Origin of the sequence: Bacillus marasmi (assembly GCF_902168435.1) — a bacterium.
Lineage (GTDB): Bacteria > Bacillota > Bacilli > Bacillales > Cytobacillaceae > Bacillus_BU > Bacillus_BU marasmi.
Genome location: NZ_LR656164.1, coordinates 375,336 through 400,748 on the forward strand (window position 1 = coordinate 375,336; position 25,413 = coordinate 400,748).

Annotated in this window: 26 protein-coding genes; 19 read left to right on the forward strand and 7 right to left on the reverse strand. The window is 35.0% G+C overall.

Going from position 1 to position 25,413, the window contains the following annotated elements; translation table 11 throughout:
* Positions 1-136 precede the first annotated feature (136 nt).
* Positions 137-1,507: an MATE family efflux transporter gene (locus tag FXW34_RS01820; RefSeq protein WP_147532259.1), complete on the reverse strand. Its 1,371-nt coding sequence runs from the start codon at positions 1,505-1,507 to the stop codon at positions 137-139.
* 136 nt (positions 1,508-1,643) lie between these two features.
* Positions 1,644-2,228, reverse strand: a complete 585-nt coding sequence (locus FXW34_RS01825; protein WP_147532260.1) for a helix-turn-helix domain-containing protein — start codon at positions 2,226-2,228, stop codon at positions 1,644-1,646.
* 297 nt (positions 2,229-2,525) lie between these two features.
* Between FXW34_RS01825 and FXW34_RS01830 the strand changes: the two genes are divergently transcribed.
* On the forward strand, positions 2,526-2,840 hold the full coding sequence (locus FXW34_RS01830; RefSeq protein ID WP_147532261.1) for an SEC-C metal-binding domain-containing protein: 315 nt from the start codon (positions 2,526-2,528) through the stop codon (positions 2,838-2,840).
* Positions 2,841-3,059: 219 nt separating this feature from the next.
* Here the strand turns inward: FXW34_RS01830 and FXW34_RS01835 are convergent, their stop codons facing one another.
* Entirely contained in the window at positions 3,060-3,518 is a 459-nt protein-coding gene (locus FXW34_RS01835; protein WP_147532262.1) for a DUF2231 domain-containing protein, read from the reverse strand.
* Positions 3,519-3,906: 388 nt separating this feature from the next.
* Between FXW34_RS01835 and FXW34_RS01840 the strand changes: the two genes are divergently transcribed.
* The 3 genes from FXW34_RS01840 (at position 3,907) to FXW34_RS01850 (ending at position 6,968) form a co-directional block, all read left to right on the forward strand.
* Positions 3,907-4,302: a DsrE/DsrF/DrsH-like family protein gene (locus tag FXW34_RS01840; RefSeq protein WP_147532263.1), complete on the forward strand. Its 396-nt coding sequence runs from the start codon at positions 3,907-3,909 to the stop codon at positions 4,300-4,302.
* Between the two features lie 168 nt (positions 4,303-4,470).
* Complete coding sequence (locus FXW34_RS01845; RefSeq protein ID WP_147532264.1) at positions 4,471-6,414, forward strand: CoA-disulfide reductase; 1,944 nt, start codon at positions 4,471-4,473, stop codon at positions 6,412-6,414.
* A 131-nt stretch (positions 6,415-6,545) separates the two neighbouring features.
* Positions 6,546-6,968, forward strand: a complete 423-nt coding sequence (locus FXW34_RS01850) for a rhodanese-like domain-containing protein (protein ID WP_187118794.1) — start codon at positions 6,546-6,548, stop codon at positions 6,966-6,968.
* Positions 6,969-7,083: 115 nt separating this feature from the next.
* Here FXW34_RS01850 and FXW34_RS01855 read toward each other — a convergent pair whose 3' ends face one another.
* The 3 genes from FXW34_RS01855 to FXW34_RS23535 are packed head-to-tail and all read right to left on the reverse strand — an operon-like array spanning position 7,084 to position 8,760.
* Positions 7,084-7,755 (reverse strand): formate dehydrogenase subunit gamma, encoded by a 672-nt coding sequence (locus tag FXW34_RS01855; RefSeq protein ID WP_147532265.1) that lies wholly within the window; start codon positions 7,753-7,755, stop codon positions 7,084-7,086.
* Positions 7,742-8,275 carry a 4Fe-4S dicluster domain-containing protein gene (locus tag FXW34_RS23530; RefSeq protein WP_187118795.1) on the reverse strand — a complete coding sequence of 178 codons (534 nt, stop codon included), beginning with the start codon at positions 8,273-8,275 and terminating at the stop codon, positions 7,742-7,744. The genes FXW34_RS01855 and FXW34_RS23530 overlap by 14 nt, the downstream gene beginning before the upstream one ends.
* Complete coding sequence (locus tag FXW34_RS23535) at positions 8,197-8,760, reverse strand: 4Fe-4S dicluster domain-containing protein (RefSeq protein WP_187118796.1); 564 nt, start codon at positions 8,758-8,760, stop codon at positions 8,197-8,199. The genes FXW34_RS23530 and FXW34_RS23535 overlap by 79 nt, the downstream gene beginning before the upstream one ends.
* Before the next feature lie 622 nt (positions 8,761-9,382).
* Here FXW34_RS23535 and trxB point away from each other — a divergent pair.
* The 9 genes from trxB to FXW34_RS01905 all read left to right on the forward strand — a co-directional run bounded on the left by trxB (position 9,383) and on the right by FXW34_RS01905 (position 17,273).
* Complete coding sequence (gene trxB / locus FXW34_RS01865; RefSeq protein WP_147532266.1) at positions 9,383-10,333, forward strand: thioredoxin-disulfide reductase; 951 nt, start codon at positions 9,383-9,385, stop codon at positions 10,331-10,333.
* A gap of 537 nt (positions 10,334-10,870) precedes the next feature.
* Positions 10,871-11,476 carry an SAM-dependent methyltransferase gene (locus FXW34_RS01870; RefSeq protein ID WP_147532267.1) on the forward strand — a complete coding sequence of 202 codons (606 nt, stop codon included), beginning with the start codon at positions 10,871-10,873 and terminating at the stop codon, positions 11,474-11,476.
* Between the two features lie 167 nt (positions 11,477-11,643).
* Entirely contained in the window at positions 11,644-12,021 is a 378-nt protein-coding gene (locus FXW34_RS01875; protein ID WP_147532268.1) for a VOC family protein, read from the forward strand.
* A 522-nt stretch (positions 12,022-12,543) separates the two neighbouring features.
* The gene (locus FXW34_RS01880; RefSeq protein ID WP_147532269.1) at positions 12,544-12,999 is read left to right on the forward strand and encodes a hypothetical protein; all 456 of its coding nucleotides are present in this window, start codon (positions 12,544-12,546) and stop codon (positions 12,997-12,999) included.
* A 293-nt stretch (positions 13,000-13,292) separates the two neighbouring features.
* Complete coding sequence (locus tag FXW34_RS01885) at positions 13,293-13,763, forward strand: flavodoxin family protein (protein WP_147532270.1); 471 nt, start codon at positions 13,293-13,295, stop codon at positions 13,761-13,763.
* 149 nt (positions 13,764-13,912) lie between these two features.
* The gene (locus FXW34_RS01890) at positions 13,913-14,086 is read left to right on the forward strand and encodes an asparagine synthase (protein ID WP_147532271.1); all 174 of its coding nucleotides are present in this window, start codon (positions 13,913-13,915) and stop codon (positions 14,084-14,086) included.
* Positions 14,087-14,924: 838 nt separating this feature from the next.
* Positions 14,925-15,107, forward strand: coding sequence for a hypothetical protein (locus FXW34_RS01895; RefSeq protein ID WP_147532272.1), 183 nt, complete (start codon positions 14,925-14,927; stop codon positions 15,105-15,107).
* Between the two features lie 415 nt (positions 15,108-15,522).
* Positions 15,523-16,083 carry a YdhK family protein gene (locus FXW34_RS01900; RefSeq protein WP_147532273.1) on the forward strand — a complete coding sequence of 187 codons (561 nt, stop codon included), beginning with the start codon at positions 15,523-15,525 and terminating at the stop codon, positions 16,081-16,083.
* Between the two features lie 335 nt (positions 16,084-16,418).
* Positions 16,419-17,273: a DUF6220 domain-containing protein gene (locus FXW34_RS01905; RefSeq protein WP_147532274.1), complete on the forward strand. Its 855-nt coding sequence runs from the start codon at positions 16,419-16,421 to the stop codon at positions 17,271-17,273.
* Between the two features lie 242 nt (positions 17,274-17,515).
* Here the strand turns inward: FXW34_RS01905 and FXW34_RS01910 are convergent, their stop codons facing one another.
* Entirely contained in the window at positions 17,516-17,893 is a 378-nt protein-coding gene (locus FXW34_RS01910; protein WP_147532275.1) for a VOC family protein, read from the reverse strand.
* Positions 17,894-18,215: 322 nt separating this feature from the next.
* Between FXW34_RS01910 and FXW34_RS01915 the strand changes: the two genes are divergently transcribed.
* From FXW34_RS01915 to FXW34_RS01945, 6 genes are all read left to right on the forward strand, one after another.
* On the forward strand, positions 18,216-19,754 hold the full coding sequence (locus FXW34_RS01915) for a zinc-ribbon domain-containing protein (RefSeq protein WP_187118797.1): 1,539 nt from the start codon (positions 18,216-18,218) through the stop codon (positions 19,752-19,754).
* A 312-nt stretch (positions 19,755-20,066) separates the two neighbouring features.
* Positions 20,067-21,206, forward strand: a complete 1,140-nt coding sequence (locus FXW34_RS01920) for a GGDEF domain-containing protein (protein ID WP_147532277.1) — start codon at positions 20,067-20,069, stop codon at positions 21,204-21,206.
* Positions 21,207-21,877: 671 nt separating this feature from the next.
* The gene (locus tag FXW34_RS01925) at positions 21,878-22,267 is read left to right on the forward strand and encodes a hypothetical protein (protein ID WP_147532278.1); all 390 of its coding nucleotides are present in this window, start codon (positions 21,878-21,880) and stop codon (positions 22,265-22,267) included.
* Positions 22,268-22,397: 130 nt separating this feature from the next.
* On the forward strand, positions 22,398-23,378 hold the full coding sequence (locus FXW34_RS01930) for an Rpn family recombination-promoting nuclease/putative transposase (RefSeq protein WP_147532279.1): 981 nt from the start codon (positions 22,398-22,400) through the stop codon (positions 23,376-23,378).
* A 1,061-nt stretch (positions 23,379-24,439) separates the two neighbouring features.
* Complete coding sequence (locus FXW34_RS01940; protein WP_147532280.1) at positions 24,440-24,691, forward strand: hypothetical protein; 252 nt, start codon at positions 24,440-24,442, stop codon at positions 24,689-24,691.
* Between the two features lie 158 nt (positions 24,692-24,849).
* Entirely contained in the window at positions 24,850-25,311 is a 462-nt protein-coding gene (locus FXW34_RS01945; protein WP_147532281.1) for a UPF0158 family protein, read from the forward strand.
* Positions 25,312-25,413 lie beyond the last annotated feature (102 nt).

A 25,413-nucleotide genomic window follows, 5' to 3' on the forward strand; every position in this document is an offset into this window, starting at 1 on the left:
TCCTTTTTCGTTTTGGGTCCATTTAAAGAGGAAGGCTTATGAAAGTAGGTTAGCGCATAATAGAAAAAACGTGATAATCAATGGAGAAAATGAAGCTATTTGTTAATAGAAACAAATAGCTTCATTAGTTGTAAGTTTAGTTTAATAGTGCTTTTAGGGCTTTCTTTTTCCAATAGAATTGATGATAAGTAGATTGAGCTAGGAAATTGACTATGAATGCAATTGGATAGGCGAGCCATATTCCATTTATTCCAAGTGCTGTAAAATGTGACAAGGAGTATGCTACCGGAACTTCAATCAGCAAAATACTTGTGGTCGTAAAAATTGTTGGCCATAATACTGTACCTGTTGCTCTCATCGTTGCTGAAATTGCCTGAGTATGACCCAAAATAACATAACTCCAAAATGAGAACATCATAAGACTTTTAGCGATATGAATTGTTTCAGTGTTGTCTAAAAAGATACTTAAAATAGGGGTTGGTATTAGGTAAAGAATGAGAATAAGAATACCGCCCAGTAGATAATTCAGTGTAATAGCTATTTTCGTTATATGTTTAATGTTCGTAATGTTCCCGGACCCTACGGCTTGTGCAACAAAAACTGAAATGGCAATTGAAATGCTCATCGCTGGAATTTGAACGTAGCTTGCAATTTGATTCACGATTCCGTATGCAGCAGTTGCATTGGATCCATAATCATTTACAAAAGTTATGACTGCGATTTCTGACAAAGCTATTGAAACCATACTTATGCTAGTGGGAATGGCTAATTTCAGTAAGGTTTTCAAAACAGAGCCTTTCAAGTGATGGTGCTTCAAAATAACAGAGTCTAATTTGAGTATATGATTTGTTCTGTGCAAGTACCCTAACAGAAGTACAAATGTAATGAAATTGGATAATACAGCTGCATATGCAGCACCATTTAATCCGAATTCCGGTAAACCCAACCAACCAAAAATAAGAATGGGTAGCATGGCAATATTTAAGATAATACTAATCAGTAAAAAATAAAAAGGTGTCTTTGAATCCCCAACACCTCTCATAAAGGTTGTATAGCACATATACAAGAAGGTAATGGGTAATGTAACAAATAAAATACGTGCATATTCTGCACTTTCATTTAGAATATTCCGAGGCGTCCCCATCCACTTTAGAATATCTTCTGTAAAGAGTCCACCGATTAAGGCGACAGCAATGGAAACAATCATCGTAAATGCTAAAGTAACTCCTACTACTTCCTTCATTTTTTTGATGTTTCCGCTACCGTATGTTTGCCCGACTAGAATGGAGGATCCAGACCCGATTCCGATGACAAAGGATAGTAAGAAAAAGAATAGAGGGAAGAAGGCTGAAATAGCTGCTAAAGAATCTACTCCAAGTGTTCGCCCAACGAAAATAATTCCAAATACTTGACCTAATGATTGCAATACACTCGCAAATATGACAGGTATTAGAAATGTAATCATTGGTTTTGCTAAGGCAATCGTTTCATTTAAAGGTTTATTCATTTCATATTGCTCCTAATAGGTTTCATTTCAAAAGAAACCCCCACTATTTAAATCAATATTATGGAAAAAGTGAGGGAAAGGTCATCGAGTATAACATTTAAGTCATAACTCGTGTATATTTAAATAAATTAAATTATTATAAAAGCTGATAATATAATCCAAATTGAGTATCATACCATAACAGTTTGCTGTGTTTGCGTTTCGGGATACGTGTTTGAAAGCCCCATTCTGGATACTGTTTAATAATCAAAATTTGATCACCAGTAGCAACAGCAATAAATGATATATAATGATCTTTTGACATAGGATGGTCGCTTGAAATAAACCATTCATGATCAATTTCTGTAATTGATAGTTTTTCTTCGTTCGTTGCTTTCTTCGCTTCTAATCGTTCTAACTTTCTCCCACAGCAAGATATAGTTATATCTCCAGTTGCTAATACAATATTATTACATGATGGACAGACAAAATAATTTGACTTTTTCATATTTCCTCCAATAAATTCATTCGACGATAATTCACCATCTAAAATATTTTCTATATTTACCCCTAATAGGGTAGATAAACTTGGTAATAGCGTGACATCCGGGCAGCCGCATCCACGTTCCCATTTTGAAATGGTTCGATCAGAAATGTTCATTTGATCAGCTAATTGTTTCTGTGTTAGTCCTTTTTCTTTGCGTAAATGATAAATTAACTCTCCAACCTTACTATTATCCATCATTGTCTCCTCCTGATTGATCTTTTTCATCTTAGAGGTTTATATGATTGTTATCAACAAACGCTCCGTAGAGTTAAACATAGGTATAGTTTACCTATTTTCATTTGATCATGTTTAATCTGATATAAAAGTAAAATCAAAGTAATAAAAGGCCCTTTTGTATTAGTCAGTCTACCTTCATGTGTTTTAATTATCTATGTGCATGATACAATGAAAAATAAATAAAGTGATAGCTGGATTAGGGAGAGCGGCGACACCTGATTTTGTCAGTGATGGTAATATTGAAAGGAGTATCTAATGGTAGTTGATAAAAATAAGGATCACCAACCTGCTCAACTTATTCAATATATACAGACGGAACTGACATTCGAATGCCTAGATGCTGTGAAAAGCTTGATGGATGACGTTGTTCTTCTAATGAATAATACGAGGGAATGGTATCTATTGGGGTATACACCAGAAGAGCTATCAGCCCATGAGAAGAAGTCAGTGCGGCCTGTGCCTGATAAAATAGGAGTGATTATTAATCTCCAGACGGGTCAAAAAATTGGCAGAAATGATCTTTGTCGCTGTGGTAGCGGAAAGAAATTCAAGAAATGTTGTGGTGGGTGACGAGTCCTCGAGTCCATCAGATACAACAAATAATTTATTAAAAAGGATATTTCTGTGAAATTAACCGTTGCCACAGAAATATCCTTTTACTATTTTTCTGGAACGTAGGGCCTGTCCCTATCAGAAAAAATCTCCAGTTTCTAGAAATTAACTTAACAAGGAGATTTTTTGTTTGAAAATCAGGGTGCTTTTTCAATAGTCTCGAACTGTCCCCTTGTTTTACTTTGGAGGGTTTACAAATTTTTCATTTAATTTTACTCCGATTCCTTCAGTGTAAACCATTTTCCCTCCATAGTAGCCAACAGACAACGTAGTTACAGTACTCAGCAACATTAAAATACAATATACGATTAACATAGTCTTTATGGGTTCCTTCTTTTTTAACAGCATCATTGTTCGAATTGCTACCACAAAAAATGTAATGAGTGTTGCAAGTAGGGCCATGTTTTCGTGTGATGAAAAAAAGTTTGAATTTCCTTCAGCGTCTTCTGCGGGACCTGTCCCAATGGCAATCCACATTGTAAAAAAACCAAGAAGCCACAGCCAATAACCTTGTTTTGGAGTGAATTTTCTCTTGATCAAAATCCAAAACAAATCATAGAAGGTAGCAATACTAATAATTGCAATTGGAAAATGCGCTACAAAAGAATGGCTGTGAGCTTGCAACTCTTGGATCATCTAATTACCTCCTTGTCAGTCAAATAAATTTCGGTTCTAGGTCTTGGTTCATATTGGAAACGGACGGATTGCCTCTTATAAAATTCATTAATAGTTTAGACTTAAGTAGAGAATATTATTTCTGTTTAATTTTAATGGTGTTGGGGTACCGGAGTCGCATTATAATTTTCTCACTATAAATAGGTGGTTGTATATTTAGCTGTTAAATGAATAAATAATAAAGATATTAAAGTGGAGCATAGGACAGATAGTTAGAATTATGTTCATTACTAACCTAGAGATATTATCTCAATATAATTTTTTGTTGACATTATACCCATACGGGTATAAGATGTATTTTGTAATTAAAAAACACATTGAACACTAGGTTCGATGAGGAGGTATATTAATGAGTGAAAAGGTAGCAATTATCGCAAGCAATGGTGGATTATTTGATGCATATAAAGTATTTAATATTGCAACAGCAGCAGCTTCAATGGACCAAGAGGTTGCCATTTTCTTTACGTTTGAAGGGTTAAACTTAATTCATAAAGAAGCAAATAAACAATTGCCTATGCCGGCAGGTAAAGAGCATTTTGCAGAGGGATTTGCAAAGGCAAATGTACCTTGCATCCCTGATATGCTCGCAATGGCACAAGAATTAGGAGTTAAATTAATTGGCTGTCAAATGACTATGGATGTTATGGGACTTGAAAAAGAAGTATTTGTCGATGAAATTGAAGTTGGTGGATCTGTTACATTCTTGCAATTTGCAAAAGATGCTGATGTTACGCTGACTTTTTAAAGTAAAATATAATGATGCTTGCAAGTTGGTTTCAGCATTGCCTGTTTCACTTGCAAGCGTTTGAACCTAAACTAATTTTTTTTTGCACGAAAATATACCTGTCTGGGTATTATGTAAAGTGATCATTCGTAAAAATAATAAACGAATAAATATTAGGAGGATTCTTCCATGATTCAGAAAGTAATCATCGTAGGTGGAGTTGCCGGTGGAGCAACAGCAGCAGCTAAGTTAAGAAGAATTAGTGAAGACGTGGAAATTATTCTTGTTGAACGTGGGGAATATATTTCATTTGCGAACTGTGGTTTACCTTATTATATAGGAGAAACAATTACCGATCGAAGCAAGTTATTAGTACAAACTGTAGAGGGAATGTCTAATCGTTTTAATATGGATATTCGAAATTTAAGTGAAGTAGTGAGCATTGATCCTGATCATCATACTGTAACGATTAAAAATTTACGAAATGGTGAAGAGTATAAAGAAACCTATGACAAATTATTATTATCACCTGGGGCAAGTCCGATTGTGCCACCAATTCCTGGTCTAAAGGAAAATGAAACATTATTTACATTAAGAAATATTCCTGATACGGATAAAATAAAAAACTATGTGGATCAACAACATCCGAAGAAAGCTGTTGTTGTTGGTGGTGGATTTATCGGTATTGAAATGGCTGAGAACCTAGTTGATCGAGGGATTGAAGTAACAATTGTTGAAATGGCTAACCAAATAATGGCACCTATCGATTTTGAAATGGCAAGTATTTTACACAGTCATTTAAAAGAAAAAGGTGTTCGGTTAATTTTAGAAAATGGAGTTCAGTCTTTTGCGGAAAATGGCAAGAAAATTATCCTATCTGATGGAACAGAAGTAGAAACAGATATGACGATTCTTTCTATTGGTGTAAGACCTGAAAATGAATTAGCGAAAAATGCCGGGCTAGAGCTCGGAGCACGTGGTCATATTATTGTAAACGAATATCTGCAAACCTCAGATGAGGACATATATGCTGTGGGGGATGCCATTGAAGTAGTGGATTATATTAATGGCAGCAAAACAGCGATTCCTCTTGCAGGACCGGCTAATAGACAAGGTCGAATTGCAGCGAAGAATATTATGGGACAAAAAGAGGAATATCAAGGAACTCTTGGTACATCTGTTGCGAAAGTATTCAATTTAACGGTAGCTTCAACTGGAAATAATGAAAAAACATTAAAACGAATCGGAACACCATATGAGGTTCTTCATATTCATCCAAGTTCTCATGCTGGGTATTATCCTGGGGCTGCTCAAATATCTTTAAAACTTATTTTTGACAAATCAACTGGTAAAATATATGGCGCACAAGCTGTTGGGGCAGATGGAGTCGAAAAACGGATTGACGTTATTGCAACAGCGATCAAAGGTGGATTAACAGTAGAAGATTTAACCAATCTTGAATTATCCTATGCACCTCCATATTCTTCTGCAAAAGATCCAGTGAACATGGCAGGGTATGTTGCGACAAATTTAATGGAAGGTGAGTTAGAACATATTCAATGGCATGAAGTTGATCAAATTGTTGAAGATGGTGGACTGTTAATTGATGTCCGTGAACCAGTGGAGCGTGAATTTGGTTATATTAAGGGCTCTATCAATATTCCATTAAACGATCTTAGAAATAGATTAAATGAAGTGCCAAAGGATAAAACGGTTTATGTAAGTTGTCAAGTTGGTTTGAGAGGATATTTAGCAAGCCAAATTTTGAAAAATAACGGATATCGTGTAAAAAACGTCGATGGTGGGTGGAAAACCTATTCTTCAGTCTTTGGCAGCAATATTCATGTTGATGTTGAGACAACAACGAATGATTTAGGTGAAACCATTATTAGAGACGAAAATGATATAAAAGTGGATGAAGTTTTAGATGTAACCGGATTATCATGTCCAATGCCTATTGTGAAATTAAAAAAAGGCATAGAATCAATTGAAAGTAATCAAATATTAGAACTTCACGCTACTGATAGGGGAACGTTAAGTGATTTACCTGCATGGTCAAACAATGCTGGACACACGATTCTAAAAACAGATCAAGACGGTCCGGTTATTAAATTCTGGATAAAAAAGAAATAAAGCAGATGCTAAACGTAAGAAGCTAATAGAAAGTAAATAATAGTTATCATTAAGAAGGTGCAGTGAATGAAATAGATTCCTGTACCTTTTAATGATGATTTTTTCCATTACGAAAGCGATGGAGGTTTAAAGTGACATTTTTAATTTTAACTACGATAATTGTACTCTTTGTATTATATAATAGATACTTTCCAGTTTATGGGGTCCGTTATATTAATGTGGAAGCCCTTGACTTATATAACATGAATGTAATAGACGTAAGAGATTTTGATGAATCGTACAGGAACGCAGTTGTTGGAGCGATAAATATCCCAATCGCCTACTTAAACAGAAATATTAAGGAAATACCTAAAGAAGACTTATTTGTAGTCGCGTCAAATTCACTTGAAAAAAATGTTGGGATACGATTGTTAAGAAAAAAGGGTTTTCGGGTCATTGGATTTTCAATTCACAATAAGCAAGAATTATTATTAAATACTAAAGTTCTAGGTGCAAATAGTGGCTTAGGGGAACAAATGGATGAAAACCGAGTATCTGTATGCAACAAGATATAATGGTGTTTATACAAAACTAACAAATGAAAAGGTGGCACGATAGCAATATAGCCTGTCAACTAGCCTTAAAAGGCAGGAGACAGGCTATTACTATTCACCTCTAATAAAATATTATTTACTGCTGTTTCTCTTTTATTTTTTTATACCATATTATGTGTCTATGCTTTACATAATCTTCCTCAACATATCCAGTAATCATCCCCGGTAGTAGTTTCCGATTTGCTTTCACGATAAAAGCTGCAAGATGAGCTATGATTAGAAAAATAAGAACAAAGGTAGCGATGTTATGAATGGTAGTTGAAATATATACAATTGAGTGTGGTATGGAAATAAAGGATACATTTTTTCCAATTTTAATAAATCCAGTGATGACAAGTGCTAGTATGGTTACCCCTATTGCTAGATATGCAAGTCTCTGTTCTGCAAGATATTTTTCACTAGGTGGTTCCTCACCCTTAGTTATCATTGCTTTTATGATTTTCCAAGATTCCTTTACATCTCCACGTTTGGGAATTGCATCATACTCTTTCATGAAAAAGTGAATAAACATGTGATAAAAAACAATAAAAATCAGTAGAATAGCACCAATATAATGCATTGCTAGTGTTATGGAATAATCTCCTAGCCATTCAGCTCCTGGTAGTTTGACAATATTGTAGCGCTTATACATGGGCATTTGACCTAGCCCGCTAATAATAAGGGAAAAAATAGATAGAACGATTCCCCAATGAACAAGACGATTTGATAGATTTTGTCTATAAATTTTCCTCGGTTTATTCTTCATCATGTCCTTTATTTCCTTTCAGTTTATTATATGCGGTAAATCCTGCGGCTGCGATACCGGCAATGGGTGCAATCACTGCGCTAAGTGCCATTCCACTAAGACTGTCTAGTTTATTATCCATTTCCACTTCCATGTGGGGAAGACCAGGTTTCAGATCATTTGTTTCTTGCTTCTTTCTTTTGATAGCGTTGTCAATTGATTCAAAAGGAACCTTTGATACATAAAACGTTGATGTTCCACCATTCTCTTTATCACCATAAACAAATCCAGATACTTCCTTTGCACGGGAGTATGCTAAATCCTTCATTTCTTGTTTCGTTCCGAATGAAATTGCCCCCTTAGGACAAGCCGTTACACAAGCGGGTTCTTTACCTTCTTTTAGAAGATCGGCGCATAAATCACATTTATACATAACCCCTCCACCTAAGTATTCAGGAGCGAGTTTCATGTATAAACCAACTCCAGCTTGTCTTTGTGGTATATCCCAAGGACAAACATCGCGACATTTTGCCCTCCCATGCATTGCTCATCATTGATAACGACAGCCCCATTTTCATCTTTCTTAATAGCACTAAAAGGACAAACTCCACCGCAAGTAGGGTTATCACAATGCATACATCTCCTAGGAACAAATACATTTTCAGTTGTACCATTGTACTGAACTTCTACTTTGTCCACGAATGTCCAATTGTATGGAGTTAATCGGTTTGTCAAATCTTGCTTGTCTGACCAGTCTTCATATGTTTTCTGTGGCCAATACGGTTTTATTTTTTCATGATCTACCTTTGGAAATTTATCTTGGTTTTTTGTTCGACATGCTAATACACATTCAGGGGTGTCCTTTGCAGAACAGCCATCACAAAGGGTAAGATCAATCACAGTCCCTTTTTCTGATGACTGATCCGATTGTGCAAATGCTTTGTCTGCTCCTGACAAAACAACAGTCCCTAATAATACAGCACCACTAGAATTTTTTATAAAATCACGTCTTGATACTTGATTACTCATGTTAGCCTCCAATTATACCTTATAGGGTATTTGTTAATAAGTAATATACTACATAGGGTATAATAGATAATCAATAGATTCTGAAAAAATGATATCGAAATAATAATTTGTTGTGACAAATCTGACAAAATTAAGATGGACATTTAATAAAACTAACTCCGCTGACTTGTTTTAGAGCTAACACACCTTTTTAAAAAAATACATCTTTACTAAATACCCCTAAGGGTATAAAATAAAGCTATAGGTAGTATGACGGCTACCTTTAGAGCAGAACAAAGTTTAATTGGAATCCTGAATAAAAATGATGAAAATACAAAATTTAGGAGGAAATAATATGTCTAAAGAACCAAACAAAATGGATGATTGCGCGACTACTGGTTCTTGAGGAATTACGAGACCAAACGTTTCTGGCGATGGAAAACAGGTTAAACAACCGATTCCGATATGACCTGGTACGTTTGTATGGCTCCTGGTAGGAGCAATTTACTTGATATACAAAGCTTTCAGCTAATTCTTACTTTTGATCACGCACAGAGGCTATAAATAAACCTATTAGGATACATCCCTTGGGTTGAAAATATAAGCGGGGTATAGCGTGATCCACATATATGGAGGGTATTATATGTCCGAAGGAAAAATTTACGATGTTATCATTATTGGCGCTGGTCCTGCAGGAATGACAGTAGCGGTATATACTTCACGTGCAAATTTGTCTACATTAATGATCGAACGTGGGATTCCCGGTGGTCAAATGGCTAACACTGAAGAAGTAGAAAATTATCCTGGTTATGAAAGTATTCTAGGTCCAGATTTATCTTCAAAAATGTTTGAACATGCCAAAAAATTTGGTGCAGAATATGCTTATGGAGATATAAAAGAAATCATTGATAATGGCGATACCAAAACGGTCGTTGCCGGAACTAAACAATATAAAGCTTATTCTGTTATCATTGCAACTGGTGCTGAATATAAGAAACTTGGTGTGCTAGGCGAAAAAGAGCTTGGCGGGCGTGGTGTATCTTATTGTGCAGTATGTGACGGTGCGTTTTTTAAAGGAAAAGAATTAGTCGTTGTGGGTGGTGGTGATTCAGCTGTTGAGGAAGGTGTTTATTTAACCAGATTTGCCAAAAAAGTAACCATCATTCATCGACGTGACCAGCTTCGTGCGCAAAAAATTCTTCAAGAGCGTGCTTTTGCTAATGAAAAAGTTCATTTTATCTGGAATCACACCGTTAAAGAAATTAATGAGAAAGATGGCAAGGTCGGTAGTCTTACTCTAGTTTCAACAGTAGACGGAACTGAACAGGAGTTTAAAGCTGACGGTGTGTTCATTTATGTTGGAATGCTTCCATTGTCAATGCCTTTTGAAAACCTTGGTATTACCAATGAAAATGGCTACATTGAAACAAATGATCAAATGGAAACTAGAATACCAGGAATATTTGCTGCTGGTGATATCCGTGAGAAAACATTGCGGCAAATTGTAACAGCCACCGGAGATGGCAGCATTGCTGCTCAAGCTGCACAACATTATATTGAGGAATTAAAGGAAAAAATAAAGATTAAACAATAACAGAATAAAAATAATAAAAAGGTGAGAATATCTCCAAACTTTAGCACTCTTTTCAAGAGATGTGCCTGAGCCAATTAGGTAATAGGTAACACTTAATCTAGTAGATTTTTTTAATAAAATTATTAATGAAAGTACAATCGCGAATGATGGGTTCTTTTCTTTATGCTCTGTGACTAATCATTGTTATTTTTCAGTGGGACAAGAGATTTAATAGTCGGAGAATTTCCGCTTAATGTATAAAGTGTAGGATATGAAGCCGATAAAAGCGGAGAAATTCCGCTTAAAAATAAAAGGGTCTTGTCCATACTTTTGGCAGTTGGCAAGACCCGTTCTATTATCACAAATTCCACACTTAGCTTAAATCATCATTAGGGACTGTGAATTTAGTTTGGTTCACAACTTCTCCGGTCCATGCATCCATACCGCGCTTAAAATTTGACTCTATTTTTTGAAACAAGGAAAATTGTCTTACTATAATCAATTTGTAACTAATAAATTTAATATAAAATCTAGTGACTAATATTGTGAGGTTGTAATGTGAATCAATGGAATAAGCGTTTCCAAACAGAGAATTATGTTTATGGAAAGGAACCTAATGTTTTTTTGGCGGAAATTCAGAAAAAACTTCAATTGTCAGGTGATGCTTTAGTGATTGCAGAGGGAGAAGGGCGTAATGGGGTTTTTCTAGCCGAGCATGGAGCAAATGTGACCACATGGGATTATGCAGAATCCGGGTTAGTAAAAACAAATAAACTTGCTAAAGAGCGTGGAGTAGCGGTACAAACTGAACTCGTTGATTTAAACCATGCAAAATGGTCTACAGATAAATGGGACCAAATTGTATGTATCTTTGGTCATTTTCCGGAGGAATTACGGAGAAAAACACTTTTAGGTGTAAAAGAGGCAGTTAAACCAGGAGGTTATTACATAACGGAAGTATATTCACAACAGCAGATTCCTTATAATAGTGGTGGACCAAAAGATATAAATTTGTTATATCAACCTGAAGAATTTTTGCATACCTTTAGAGATTGGCGAATCCTCCACTTTTTTACGGGAGAAGTTGTTCGGCATGAAGGCGAACTTCATAATGGTTTGTGTCACGTGATTCAGTTTGTAGGTCAAAAAACAAATACGGATTAATAGAGTGATTTAAATGGTTTTGAGGGTTGAAAGTATAGCTCGAAGAAAAGACGTACTTCGGGCCCTTCTTATTTGGATAAGCTAGTCGATGATCTAGCAAAGGAAAAAGTGATGAAGAAGATTATAAAAAAATAATTATGATGACCAACTAACAGGGAGGAAGTTTTGTGCAGTTTATAAAAAAGATTGATATGATCCAAATACCTATTTCAGATATAAAAGCTTCGATTGAATGGTATACCAAAATACTTGGATTCAAGCCAACTTGGGAGAATGACCATGAAGCCATTTTTAGATTCCCTGATGGTGCTTCTCCAGCACTATTTCTTGTTCAAACGGATAAATTAACACCCCTATCCTTTCAAAACACAACAACTAGTTTAGAAAATAACATTATTGATTTTTATATACCTGACCTAGTCGGATTTCATCAGTTTTTATTAGAAAATGATGTTTTTGTATCAAGACAAACAATAAAGCCAAAAGACGGATTTGGTTTTAAAGACCCTGATGGTAATTATTTTGGCGCATTCAACTTTGATTGAGACAAGGTGAATGATTCGTGAGGTTTTTGTAAGTAAGTTTGCAACTAAAAAAGGCCCTACCAAATGGAAGGGCATAATGCCAAATAGAGGCGAATAATAACCAATTAAAAGTATACCTAAAAAATATTAACAATCTGTTAAATCTGAAATGAGATTTATCTAAAAGTTCGATAATCACACTGTAAATGTTTGCCAGATTGGTTTGCCAGGCCATTATTTTTGAATAGGCACTCCTACTTAGTTTCATTTCAATTAGATAATAAAATTAGTGTGCCGGAAAATATCACTCGGAACCATCAAAAGGAATTTGGTAGATATTTTGTTTGACATTACATTCTAATTACCTCGGTTTTAGTCTAGATTCTGGAATTATCCTATCAGTGATATAATGGATTCGAAAGTGTCGGAATATTAAATGAATAATTGTCGGTGGACTTCTAGAGATACCTAAATCTTCTTTTTTCTATTGTGGTTTTCTGAAATACACAGCCTTCTAAAAAAGGCCAAAGGGAGATGAACTACATGTCTCGATTGCTGAAAAATCATTTGAATTATGTTGATGGGTGTGATTTGCGATGGAAGGGTCTCTGGAAGTCAGGTGGAGTGGCTGCTCTTACCATGTTGGTCTTAATGATCATTCAAATTATTGTTTTTATTGTTTGGCCACCTCCCGACACAGTCGAAGGCTATTTTACACTATTTCACAACAACTGGCTTCTCGGCTTAGTGAGCCTTGACCTCCTTTATATAGTGGATAGCATTCTCTTAATCATCATTTATCTTGCTCTATACACAGTTTTAAAACGGTACGGTGAATCTGCTATGCTAATTGGTGTCGTCTTTGGTGTCACTGGAATTGCCACCTATTTTGCTTCGAATACAGCCTTTGAGATGCTTTCTCTCAGCAGTCAATATTCTGAAGCTATAACTGAAGCGCAAAGGATAATGTTCCTAACCTCTGGTCAAGTAATGCTTTAAACATACAAGGGCACTGCTTTTGATATCTATTACGTTCTCAACACGATTGTTCTGTTTTTAATCTCCCCTGTCATGCTTCGTAGCAAAATTTTTAGTAAAACAACCGCCTATTTGGGAATCTTGGCAGGTATTTTGATGATTATCCCATCTACAGCAGGAACACTGGGTTTATATTTTTCGCTGGTATCTTTAGTACCTTGGTCAATTTGGTTGGTTTTGGTTGCTAGGAGGCTCTTTCAGTTGGGCTCAGCCATATCGAAAATAGAGGGAGATCAAATTGGAGGCATACAAAGATGAAGGCGATGATCATTTACGATTCATTTTATGGTAATACAGAAAAAATAGCTGAGGCAATTGGACATGCTGGTTCGCAAGACGAAATCGAAATAGTGCATGTACGTCATATGAAACTAGAACAATTAAAGGGATTGAAACTATTAATCCTCGGATCTCCCACCCAAGGGGGCAGACCTACACAGGTTATGCAGGAATTTCTGGACAGAGTACCTGAATCTATTGTTAATGGCATCCAAGTAGCAACATTTGATACAAGATTCACAACGAAACTGGTAGCAATCTTTGGCTATGCGTCCGAAAAAATTGCTGCCACCATGGAAGGAAAAGGCTATAAACTAATCGCGCCCCCTGAAGCGTTTTTTATTAAAGGAAAAAAAGGCCCGCTAAAAGATGGCGAACTCGAACGAGCTACAAGCTGGGGCAATAAAGTAATGAACGCCTATCGACTTCATAATGACACAAAATAGAAAAATTTTATCATATTTTTCCAAACCACTAAACTTTATCTCATGCAGGTTCATCCTCTTAATTTTAAAAAGCATAATAAATGAAATTACCGCTAAAAATATGATTGGTGTTAATACACCAACTAACTTCGATGCGGAGGGATTTAATTTTGAATATTCGTGAAGGCATGATCCCAACATTATTGGGTACCGCAGTTTCTGCTACTGGTTACGCGTTGAAACAAAAACGCGGTTCCAATAAAATGATTGCAAACACAGTATTCGGTTTTGGTTTAGCCCACATAGTACTAGGAGCAATCGACCTAGTTGAACATCGTCGTTAGTAACTAGGGGAGCATTTATCATGCTCTCCTTTTAAATTTTATTCAAATATCCTGCATTGTTAATTTAAGTACAATTCTTCATAATATCTTCCAAAGCTCATAGTGAAAATCACTTCCACAATATATGCCTAAAATAAAAAATAATCGCCGATCCTTTGTTAAAGGGTACCCTTTTATTGAAAATTGAAGTATTCAATTACTTGTCGGTCACTGTAATACCTCGAAATGAGGTTCTCTGCATTCTGGATAAAACTCCATTTAAGTAAAAAGTTTCGTCCTTAATTAAGTAATTAGCTGAAGTAAAATAAGGGGAGTTTTTCCGCTTAAATGCAGAATGGCACTCATGTTTGGGGTAAATAAGGGGAATTTTTCCCGTTATGCAAAGAATAATCCTTCATTTTCACGTTTTTTAATTCAATAAGCGGAATTTCTCCCTCTATTCAAGCTATTTTTAATGCAATATAAAAATTAAGTGGAATTTTTCCCTCTATTCAGCAGATCGGGCCATTAACAACCTAAAATCCCCCAAGCTATACTCATGATTCCGCACAGACCTGCTCAGATGTCCGCAAACAGTGGCTTAAAACTGCGCATAGTTGGCTCACTCATTCTGCACTACTCAACAATCAAGGAATCTTTATAAAAACTGGGTTATAATGAAGAAAAGCCATTGTAATGAATGGTCATCGGCATGATTATAGGGTGAAAAATATAGAAGAGTAATAGAGTTATTATTGGAGCAATGACCGCTATCCTTTCAGTGATTGTTACATACTATTTTGGACCTATAGCTTAAATGGAGCATATCAAGTATTTCCATTTGTAGAGGGGGATTAAGATGAGTAAAAAAGTTATTATTAAGAATGGCGAACAAAAGGAAATCATTAAGAAGGGTATTTCTTTCGGTTCATGTTTGGCAATAGTAATCTCGTATACTGCATGGAAATCCATCCCATGGGCGATTTTTCATGGATTGTTGGGCTGGCTTTATGTCATTTACTATTGGGTTAAGTATTTGTAGTAAAGATGCGGCATGATTTTTTTTCGATGATACATTCGCTGGAATTCAATAAAAGAGCCACCTTTTAACGAGGTGGTTCTTTTATATATAGCTCCCAATTTGGATTAGTTTGTTCTATTTTTCTACTACGGCAAAATATTCATTTTCCAGCAAATTAAATACCGCTCCTTCAAGCAAATTGATTACTTCTCTGACTGTAAAATTTTTGCTTTGAATTCTTGATAAAGTTGATTAACATTTTTTGAAGAATAATAGAGAGGGTGTTTCCAAATTAACATCTGATGACTTATTAAGTTAAATTCGTAAATGATTTTATAGTTAATTGTGATTTATGTCATTTCTTTTTTGGAAATTCATATTTTCTACATAAGTTTTTTGTATTCTTTTTTTAGCAAAAAACGTCGAGGTGATAAATATGAAAATTACAAAATTAATAATTGGTATTGTCTCAATTATTACTGCATTAACCCTATCTGCTTGTTCTGGAAATAACGAGCATGAAGATCAAAATGAGGAAACAATGCAAGACCATAGTTCGATGATGGATCATTCGGGAAATGGCGATGTACCAGACACTTTAAAAGCTGCAGAAAATTCAACCTATAAGGTAGGAGACAAAGTTATCATTAAAGAAGGGCATATGGATGGAATGAAAGGTGCTGAGGCAACCATAGTTGGTGCCTATGATACAATTGTATATACAATTTCTTATAATCCAACAAATGGCGGAAAAAGAGTTGAAAATCATAAATGGGTGATTCATGAAGAACTTCTTGATGCAGGAACGGAACCTTTCCGACCTGGAGCTGAAGTACAGATAAATGCCGATCACATGAAAGGGATGGAAGGTGTAACAGCGGTAATAGATTCAGCTGAAGAAACTACGGTATATATGATCGATTTCACCCTAACTACTAATGGGGACAAGGTGACGAACCATAAATGGGTGACAGGCAGCGAGCTTAAAGCAAAATAATAAATATTCCATTGGTGCATTAATCCTAAAAAGGGTTAATGCACTATTTTTTTATTCGGAGAATGCGATTAATCTCACTTCCTTAACTATTAGTGGCTTAATAGCAATTGTGTTTTTTATTTTACAATATTGATATAATTATCGGCTCTTTCTTCATATGTTCTTTATATTTTTGTAATAGAGTAAAAACTAATGGGATTAACAAAATTTTGTGACATTAATAATAGGGTAGATTTAAAAATATTAATAAAATAAATATATTGCTAAAAAGAAAAAAGGAGAATGGATTGGGGGCATTTCTCGTTATTAAAAGTAGAGTTGAAGGGGAGTTTTACATGAGAATAAATGATAAAACTAAGACAAAGTTACAAAAACACTCTAGAACCTTATTTTTCCTGTTAGCATTGATTCTTTTGCTTGGAATCGCCACTCAAATTGTTTTAGCATGCTTAGCTGTTTTTGTTGATGGTGGACTTTGGCAGATACATAGAACAATCATGAATGTAATTGAGTTTATTCCAGCTATTATGTTTATTTTGGGGATTGTTGGTGGGATTACTAAATTGCATCATGCATTGAGCTTTTTGTTATTCTTTATGATCCAATTCCAATACTATAATAAATATGGTTGGCAGGGTGCTATACATGCATCTCTTGCCATCTTCTTATTTATGATTTCCTTATATGTAGCCTGGAGTTCATATCGATTTGTTGTAAGCAAAAAGAAAGAAAATAATGATATTATGCAGCAGCTACAAAGCACTAGTACAGGAAAGATTCAAAAACACTTTCAAACCTTATTTATACTGTTAGCATGGCTGCTTTTAATTGGTCTCTTTATCCAAATTTCTTTAGCAGGTTTGGCTATATTTTTTGATGGTGGACTTTGGAAATACCACAAAGACTTAGTATACATTATGGAGTTTGTTCCAGTCGTAATGTTTGTTGTCGGTAATCTTGGTCAAATTCATAAATTGTATCGAGCATTGACCTTTTTGTTATTCTTTATTTTCAACTTCCAATATTATACTACATTCAGTTGGATTGGTATTTTTCACGCAGTATTCACACTCCTCATATTTATGATGACTTTGTTTATTGCTTGGGGTTCGTACCGGAGTGTTGCAAACAGCAAGAAAGAAAATAGTGACAATAAGCAGCAGTTCCAAAAAACCGGTACAGGAATATAAGGTAAGGACTGTTGTAGTTCAAGTCAATTAACGTTAACTGTAAGCTCGAATTCAAACTACGCATATTAACGAGCAGCATCTCCTTGTACGATACTTGTATCCATTAAGGAGGTGCTTTCTTATGCCACAATATTTACTCCTTAAGCGGAATTCCTCCGCCTATTAAACTAATCGGTTGCAATATTTGAGTGACTAAATAATCTTTCTCAAGTTATCATTTATTTGTGTTGTAATTCGCATTATTATTTTTCAACTATGGCAAAATAATTATTTTCATTATCAGCAAAATTAAATACCTTTCCTTCAGGCATATTGATGACTTCACCGACTGTAATATTTTTAGCTTTGAATTCTTGATAAAGCTGATCAACATTCTTTGTGAAGAACATTAATGAAGGTGTTTCTAAATTGACACCCGGCGAAAATTTCGCAACCATTTCCTTATTATGCAAGACGATACTTGTTTGAGCATCCTTTGATGGAGCAATTTCATACCATTTCATGCCTTGCCCGTTATCAGTTTCACCTATAAGTGTAAACCCTAGTTTATCCCTCCAAAATTTCAACGATTCTTCCTGATTATTTACATAAAGCATGATCTGACCCACGATATTAATCAATGTGCAACACTCCATGACATGAGATTTTTCATTTTACAGTGTAGACAAATATAGGATTTATATTCAACTTAATAGAATACGTTTCTAAACAAGTTCGTTAGTGTGATAAATTCCATAACTGTAAATAGATTACTAGTGATGAGGATCTATAGGTATCATAAAATTATGTGGGGTGGTCTATTTTTTTGTAACCACTACTTTTAAAAAAAAAAGAACTGTATAACGGAACGGAATGCTAGGTTCTAGCGGAAATTCAAGATTAGTGAATTTTTATATAAATAACATAAACAGTGTAAAACCAAAACCGTCGGAGGGAAAAAGGTTGGCGATACTGGAAAAAGAAGTTGAGATAGTTTTAGCAGGTAGAACAATGAAGTATTTTGAAAACTTGGGGTATTCCATTCCTAGACGTATAGATAATCGTGGGCGTACAAGAACCCCAAAAGGAACAAAAATATGGGTTAAGGTCGAGCATTTGCAAAAAGGGTCAGATGTAAAACTAACTAAAATTTGTGATGATTGTGGGATACAAATCCCTAACCAAAAATACGATAACATCCAAAGGAAACGAAATTTAGATGGGAAAGATCGCTGTCAAAAATGTGGAGCGGTAGCAGGCGGAATATATAGAAAAGAAAATCCTGCATATGAAAAATCACTAGAATATTTTGCTTTAAATAATAATATGGAATATTTATTGTTAGAGTTTAGTCATCATAATTCGAAACCCCCACAAGATATTTCGTATGGAAGTGCTGATGATTATTTATGGATATGTCCTGAGTATAAACACGAATATGATATGAGCGTTGCCTTAAGAACATCAATGGGGTGTAATTGTCCTTATTGTGCAGGACAAAGATTGTTAGTAGGATTTAATGATTTATGGACCACACATCCTCATATAGCTAAATTGTTAAAAAACAAACAACAGGGTTATGAACTTATTGCAGGAACGCATAAAAAAGAAGATTTTCAATGCGAACATTGTGGTTTTGAAAAAAATGTAGTAGTTAAAAGAGTCACTCTATCTGGATTTTCATGTCCACGATGTTCGGATGGGATTAGTTATCCGGAAAAGTTTGTTTTTAATTTATTAGAACAATTAGGGATTGATTTTAAATATCAACAAATATTCGAATGGTCGAAAAACATTCTACATGATAATTCTAAGTTAAGTGGAAATAAGCAATATGATTTTTATATTCCATTACTCAACTGCATTATTGAAACACATGGTAAACAACATTCTAATGAAAAGGGTTTTAGTGCTTTTGGCGGCAGAACTGGCGAAGAAGAAGTAGAGAACGATATCCTAAAAGAAAAACTTGCAAAAGAAAATCACATTGGAAATTACATTTCATTAGATTGTGGAGAGTCAACAATTAAATATATCAAAAAAAGTATCGAATCAAGTACTCTGAAAACCTTGATAAAGTTAGAAAATATTAATTGGGAAAAATGTCATGAAGCAGCTTGTCATAGTTTAGTGAAAACAGTTTGTGATTTATGGAATGAAGGAAAAAAAACAACTGAAATTATTGGGGCTACAAGATTAGATAGAAGTACGATAATTAAATATCTAAAACAAGGAAAAATTCTAAGTTGGTGTGATTACGATTCAAAAGAAGAGTTAAGATTAAGTAATATTGCTAAAGCTAAAATCAGTGCTAAAAAGCGTTCAAGAAAAGTTGTACAGTTAACTTTAGATGGAGAGTTTATCAAGGATTGGGACAGTATAATTGAAGCACAAAAGTCATTAAATATCCATAGCATATCAGCGGTATGTAAAGGTAAACGGAAATCAACCTGTGGCTTCAAATGGATGTACAAAGAAGAATACGAAGGATTGTTAGAATGAAAGAATATAAAATGACGGGCACTAACCAAAATTTGGATAGTGCCCGTCACATATTTTAACTCAACATTTTCCACCTGAATTGTTAGGATCCGCCCGTAACACAATTCAGATGGAGTTTGCTTGGCAAATAGGTTTAAAAGGTCAGTACAAGAATAAGGTTCTATGTACTGACTTTTTTTCATTTTTAATATTAAGGATAGAAAATGATTTAAAAACAGACAGTTACTTAGACGCGTTCTTTTCCCTATATAACTTTTGTGGAAAATAGTAGAATGATATTATTGAGAGATAATTCACAAGGCGGGTAAGCGTATGAATTTAGTATATAACTTGGGCATAAATATCTATTCAATAATACTTTTGATTATTATCTACTTTCATTCTTTAAGTCATGATGAAAAAGAATCCCTGCAGTATAAGCTTTTTATGAGGATGTTACAAATTACGATACTAATGCTAGCGGCGGATATATTCAGTCGGTTTGATGGGAATTCATATTTAATGTATTCAGTCATAAATCGGTTTGGGAATTTTTTAGTTTTCCTGCTGAATGCAATCTTACCGTCATTATGGTTACTATATGTTCATTTCCAAGTGTTTCAGGATGAGGGGAAAACGAGGCGGTTGTATTATCCTTTAATAGCTATTAATGGTGCAAATGCGGTAATGGTAATATTATCGCAATTTTTTGGCTGGTTTTACTATATTGACTCAAATAATATTTACCACCGTGGTCCTCTCTTCTTGCTTTCTGCTTCTATTACTATTGTGCTGCTTCTCATCGCCTTTGTTATCATAATCGTTAATCATAAAAAAATTGAAAAGAAACATTTTTTCTCGCTTGTGTTTTTTGCGGTTCCACCATTTGTGAGTATCTTTTTGCAAATTGCATTTTATGGAATATCACTAATGTTAAACAGTGTTGTGATTTCCCTATTGATTGTATTTTTAAATATACAGAATCGCAGCCTCCACATTGATTATCTTACAGAAGCAAATAACCGCAAAAATCTAGAAATATACTTAAAGGAAAAAATCAGAAAGTGTACCGAGGATAAGACTTTTTCAGCAATTATGATAGATTTGAATGATTTTAAATCAATAAACGATACTTTCGGTCATGATTTAGGAGACAGTGCATTGAAGATGTCTGTGAAACTTCTCAAAAGCTGTCTAAGATCAAATGATTTTATCGCTCGCTATGGCGGGGATGAATTTTGTATTGTTCTAGATATATCAAACAGGGATGAATTAGAAGAGATTGTTTGCAGAATTAATAGCTCTATTGAAAAATATAATGAATCTAGTGCCCAGCCTTATAAGCTTGGCTTCAGTATGGGCTACACGGTCTATGATTACCATTCCCACATGAAAGCAGAGGAATTTCAAAAACAAATCGATAAACTGATGTATGAGAACAAGCAGGTCTATAAACAAAACAAGCTACAATAGGGTGCCAGGCACCGCCCGAAAAATCTTGTTTCACAAAAATCTGTGAAACAAGAAAAATCGGGTGGTGCCAGGCACCTTTTGAATTTTTTGTGAATTGTGATTTAGATTGTAGTTATTATTTTCACTACAAATTATAATAACGATGTTACTTCAATTTTTCTGCGATACTCTTCGTACTTCAGCATTCAATCATTTTTTCATCTTATTTTTCATCCATTTATTTAGAAATCCTTTATGTTATAATCTAGAGCCTAAATCTATTTTTATTGGAGAGCTATTTAGTTATTGCTACTTGTTGCCATTGATATTTTATCCAAGAACCTCATCTGGTGATGGTATTTATTTGCTACCAACGCTACTGCTCCTCATCATGCTGAACTCGCCATAAGATACTACTACCCAAGGAAGTACCATAATTTTGAAATATAGCAAAATGTAATTTACATCCTTCAGAATGGAGGTAAAAAAATGCCAAAACGAAATAATATTTGTTCAATCCAGCATTCCTTCTATTAAATCTGAATTCTCCCCTTTCATTTCTATTATTCTCAAACCTGCTATCAAGACATCTCATCAAAACCTCTCTTAATAACTAAAAAAAAGTCATTTAATCACTTGGAAAAGGGGACTGTTTCCTGTTCGACCAAAATTTTTTATAAAGGAGCCGTTTTATGAATCCAGTAATGAGTAAGATTGTTAGAGGTCTCAGTGTTTGTTATTCTGAAGTTTTTCCAAATCCAGATACTGATTATTTCGAATTAGAGTACAACGGAAAGTTATTTTTGATTGCTGACTCATATTGTATGAATCCTGATTGTACGTGCCAGGAGGCAGTATTGAATTTTGTTCAAATCATACCAAAAAGAGGGAGGAAAGCCGAAAGTTTTATGATAAGGTATAAACTTAACGGAAGGGGATATAAAATCCATGATCAGGGAAATTTCAATAGACATGAATTACGGTCTATAGTAAGGCAGTTTACCTCTGACGGAATGATCCTCGAACCATTAAATGAACGATTCAATGAGATGAAGGAAAAAGCAAAAGAGATTTTTAGTTAACAAGCTATCGTGACTTACCGTTGTTTGGCCGACAGACAGAGTTGGCAGCGGTCAATGCTATTCATCATCAACTAAGAGCAATAAAATACATACGTACTTCTTATTACTCCCCTGAAAGGAATATCCTCAAATGAAAAAAGAATACTTAGATTTGAAATTGGATTTTATGTTTAAACAACTTTTTGGACAACCTAGCCGAAAGCATATTACGATAGCTTTTCTAAATGCTATTTTAGGGAGGAAGGGGACCGATCGTATTATTGACCTAACCTTCGAAAATACAGAAAAAGTAAAAGATCGCACCGATGGTAAAACAGTAAGATTCGATGTCACTGTATTCACGACACTAGGAGAAAGGATTAATGTCGAAGTCCAAATCAAGGACCAGCAAGATATGCCAGAACGGACACTTTATTACTGGTCACGAATGTTTTCCTCTTCCCTAAATTCAGGCGATTCATACAAGCTACTACCACCCACCATTTTCATCACGATAGTTAACTACCCTTTATTCCCATCGGAAACTGACCGCTTTCATACGAAATTCCATATCATGGAAGATGAAGAAGGATTTCTTTGGTCTGACCGACTTGAATTCCATTTGATTGACCTGAGCAGTTTCATGGTACAATGGAAAAAATATAGGCGGAAATTAAAAGAACAGAATGAACACGAATTGCCATGGTTGATGATGTTATCAGCGGCTGATGCAAAACGGAAAATTCAATACAGTGACATTTTGGCAGAACTGGAGGAATGGGCGATGAATATCGAAGAAGTTCGTGAAGCCTTGATTGAATGGGAAAATTTAAGCGCGGACAAGAAGAACCGTGACGAATACGAAGCGAGACTGAAGGAACTGCGTGATCAATTGAGCAATCTCCAGGGCTATCATCGTAAGGGGAAAGAAGAAGGGATTAAAGAAGGTATTAAGTTAGGAGTTGAAAAAGGAAAAATAGAAGGAATAAAAGAAGGAAAAAAAGAGGGAATAAAAGAAGGAATAATGGAAGGCAGCAGAATCATTGTAAGAAATTTGCTGAAAAAAGGATTAACAACGGCGGAAATTGCTGAGTTAACAGGATTAACTGAAGATGAAATTCGCGAACTTTAAATGATTCCTCTTGAGTTGAAGCAAGGGGTCGGTTTGTATATTTGCCTGAATATTATCAATCATAGACTCTTGCAATAATAAGTTTTTAACTTTTCAGTGCTCAATCCAGTTACATTGAAAAACGATAAAAGGTCATGACAGGGAATTTGGTTCTTAGTCATGACCATTTTTTTGCCGTTTTTCATTTGTGAATTGTAAAATATTAGGTTAATAGTGGGACAATAGCGCTGTTTTGCTTTGATCTGACCGACTCGAATTCCATTTGATTGACCTTAGCAGTTTCATGGTACAATGGAAAAAATATAGACGGAAATTGAAAGAACTAAATGAAATCGAATTGCCATGGCTAATGATGTTATCAGCGGCTGATGCAAAACGGAAAATTCAATACAGTGACATTTTGGCAGAACTGGAGGAATGGGCGATGAATATCGAAGAAGTTCGTGAAGCCTTGATTGAATGGGAAAATTTAAGCGCGGACAAGAAAAACCGTGCTGAATACGAAGTGAGATTAAGAGAACTGCGTGATCAATTAAGCAATCTCCAGGGCTATCATCGTAAGGGGAAAGAAGAAGCAAAAAAACAANCAGCGGCTGATGCAAAACGGAAAATTCAATACAGTGACATTTTGGCAGAACTGGAGGAATGGGCGATGAATATCGAAGAAGTTCGTGAAGCCTTGATTGAATGGGAAAATTTAAGCGCGGACAAGAAAAACCGTGCTGAATACGAAGTGAGATTAAGAGAACTGCGTGATCAATTAAGCAATCTCCAGGGCTATCATCGTAAGGGGAAAGAAGAAGCAAAAAAACAAATTGCATTTGAAATGCTAAAAGAGGGATTATCGGTTGAGCTCATTGCCAAAATTACTAAACTAAGCAGTTTTGAGATTGAGGAATTAAAGAAAAACCTATAGTTAAAGAAAATGTTCTCATCTTTCAATATCACTGAAATGGAATCCTCCAACTGAATCATTTTCTTCATGTCTAAGTAGTACAGATTAAGCAATTAAGCCGGAAATCCAAAATAGTTAAATTTTGGAAGAACTGGAGGAATGGGCGATGAATATCGAAGAAGTTCGCGAAGCCTTGATTGAATGGGAAAATTTAAGTGCAGATAAGAAAAACCGTGCTGAATACGAAGTGAGATTAAGAGAACTGCGTGATCAATTAAGCAATCTCCAGGGATATTATCGAAAGGGGATAAAAGAAGGAAGAAAAATCGTTGCAAAGAATTTGCTGAAAAAAGGATTATCACTGACGGAAATTGCTAAGTTAACAGGATTAACTGAAGATGAAATTCGCGAACTTTAAACGAATCCACTTGGAAGAACTTAGGGGTGATTATTATTGAGTATCGAAGCAAGTGTGGTAAAGATTTCTTCAAAACAGCGTCTCCTAAGATTGCAGGAGCTGTTAGAAAAATAGACATATGAGGAGCATGAACTATTTTCAAAGAGAGGTCAAATTCTATGAAAGTGAAACTTGAAGATATAATAGAAGGAATTGAGATGCAGTCAGAGGAAAACCGCGCATACCTTAATCTAAAAACAGGGGGAGTCGTTTATGTCTCTCTTGATGAATTATCGATGGCTGAAGAAGAAGAGGATTTTGAAACTTTACCAGAGTGGCAACAAAATGAACTGAAGTTAGCCATTGACATTGTTGAAAATTTTGAGGATTATGTGTCACTCCGAGCTTGTATTGAAATTAATGAGTATCGAATGATGGAAAATTTTTGTTTTAGTCTAAAGGATAATAATAAAAGTGAAATATTACTCCATTCCATTAAAGGAAAAGGAGCATTTCGGCGCTTTAAAGACAATGCAATTCGTTTAGGAATAGTAAGCAAATGGTATGACTACCGAAATAATTGCTATAAGGAAATTGCAAGGGAATTCTGTGAAAGTAACAATATTAATTATATAGATTGATTCAGCATTTAACATCGTTAACAATCATTTGCACAACAGACAATTATGAGAGAGTCTCCTTGTGGGTTGAACAACCGGCCGATATCTTCCTCATAGGCAATC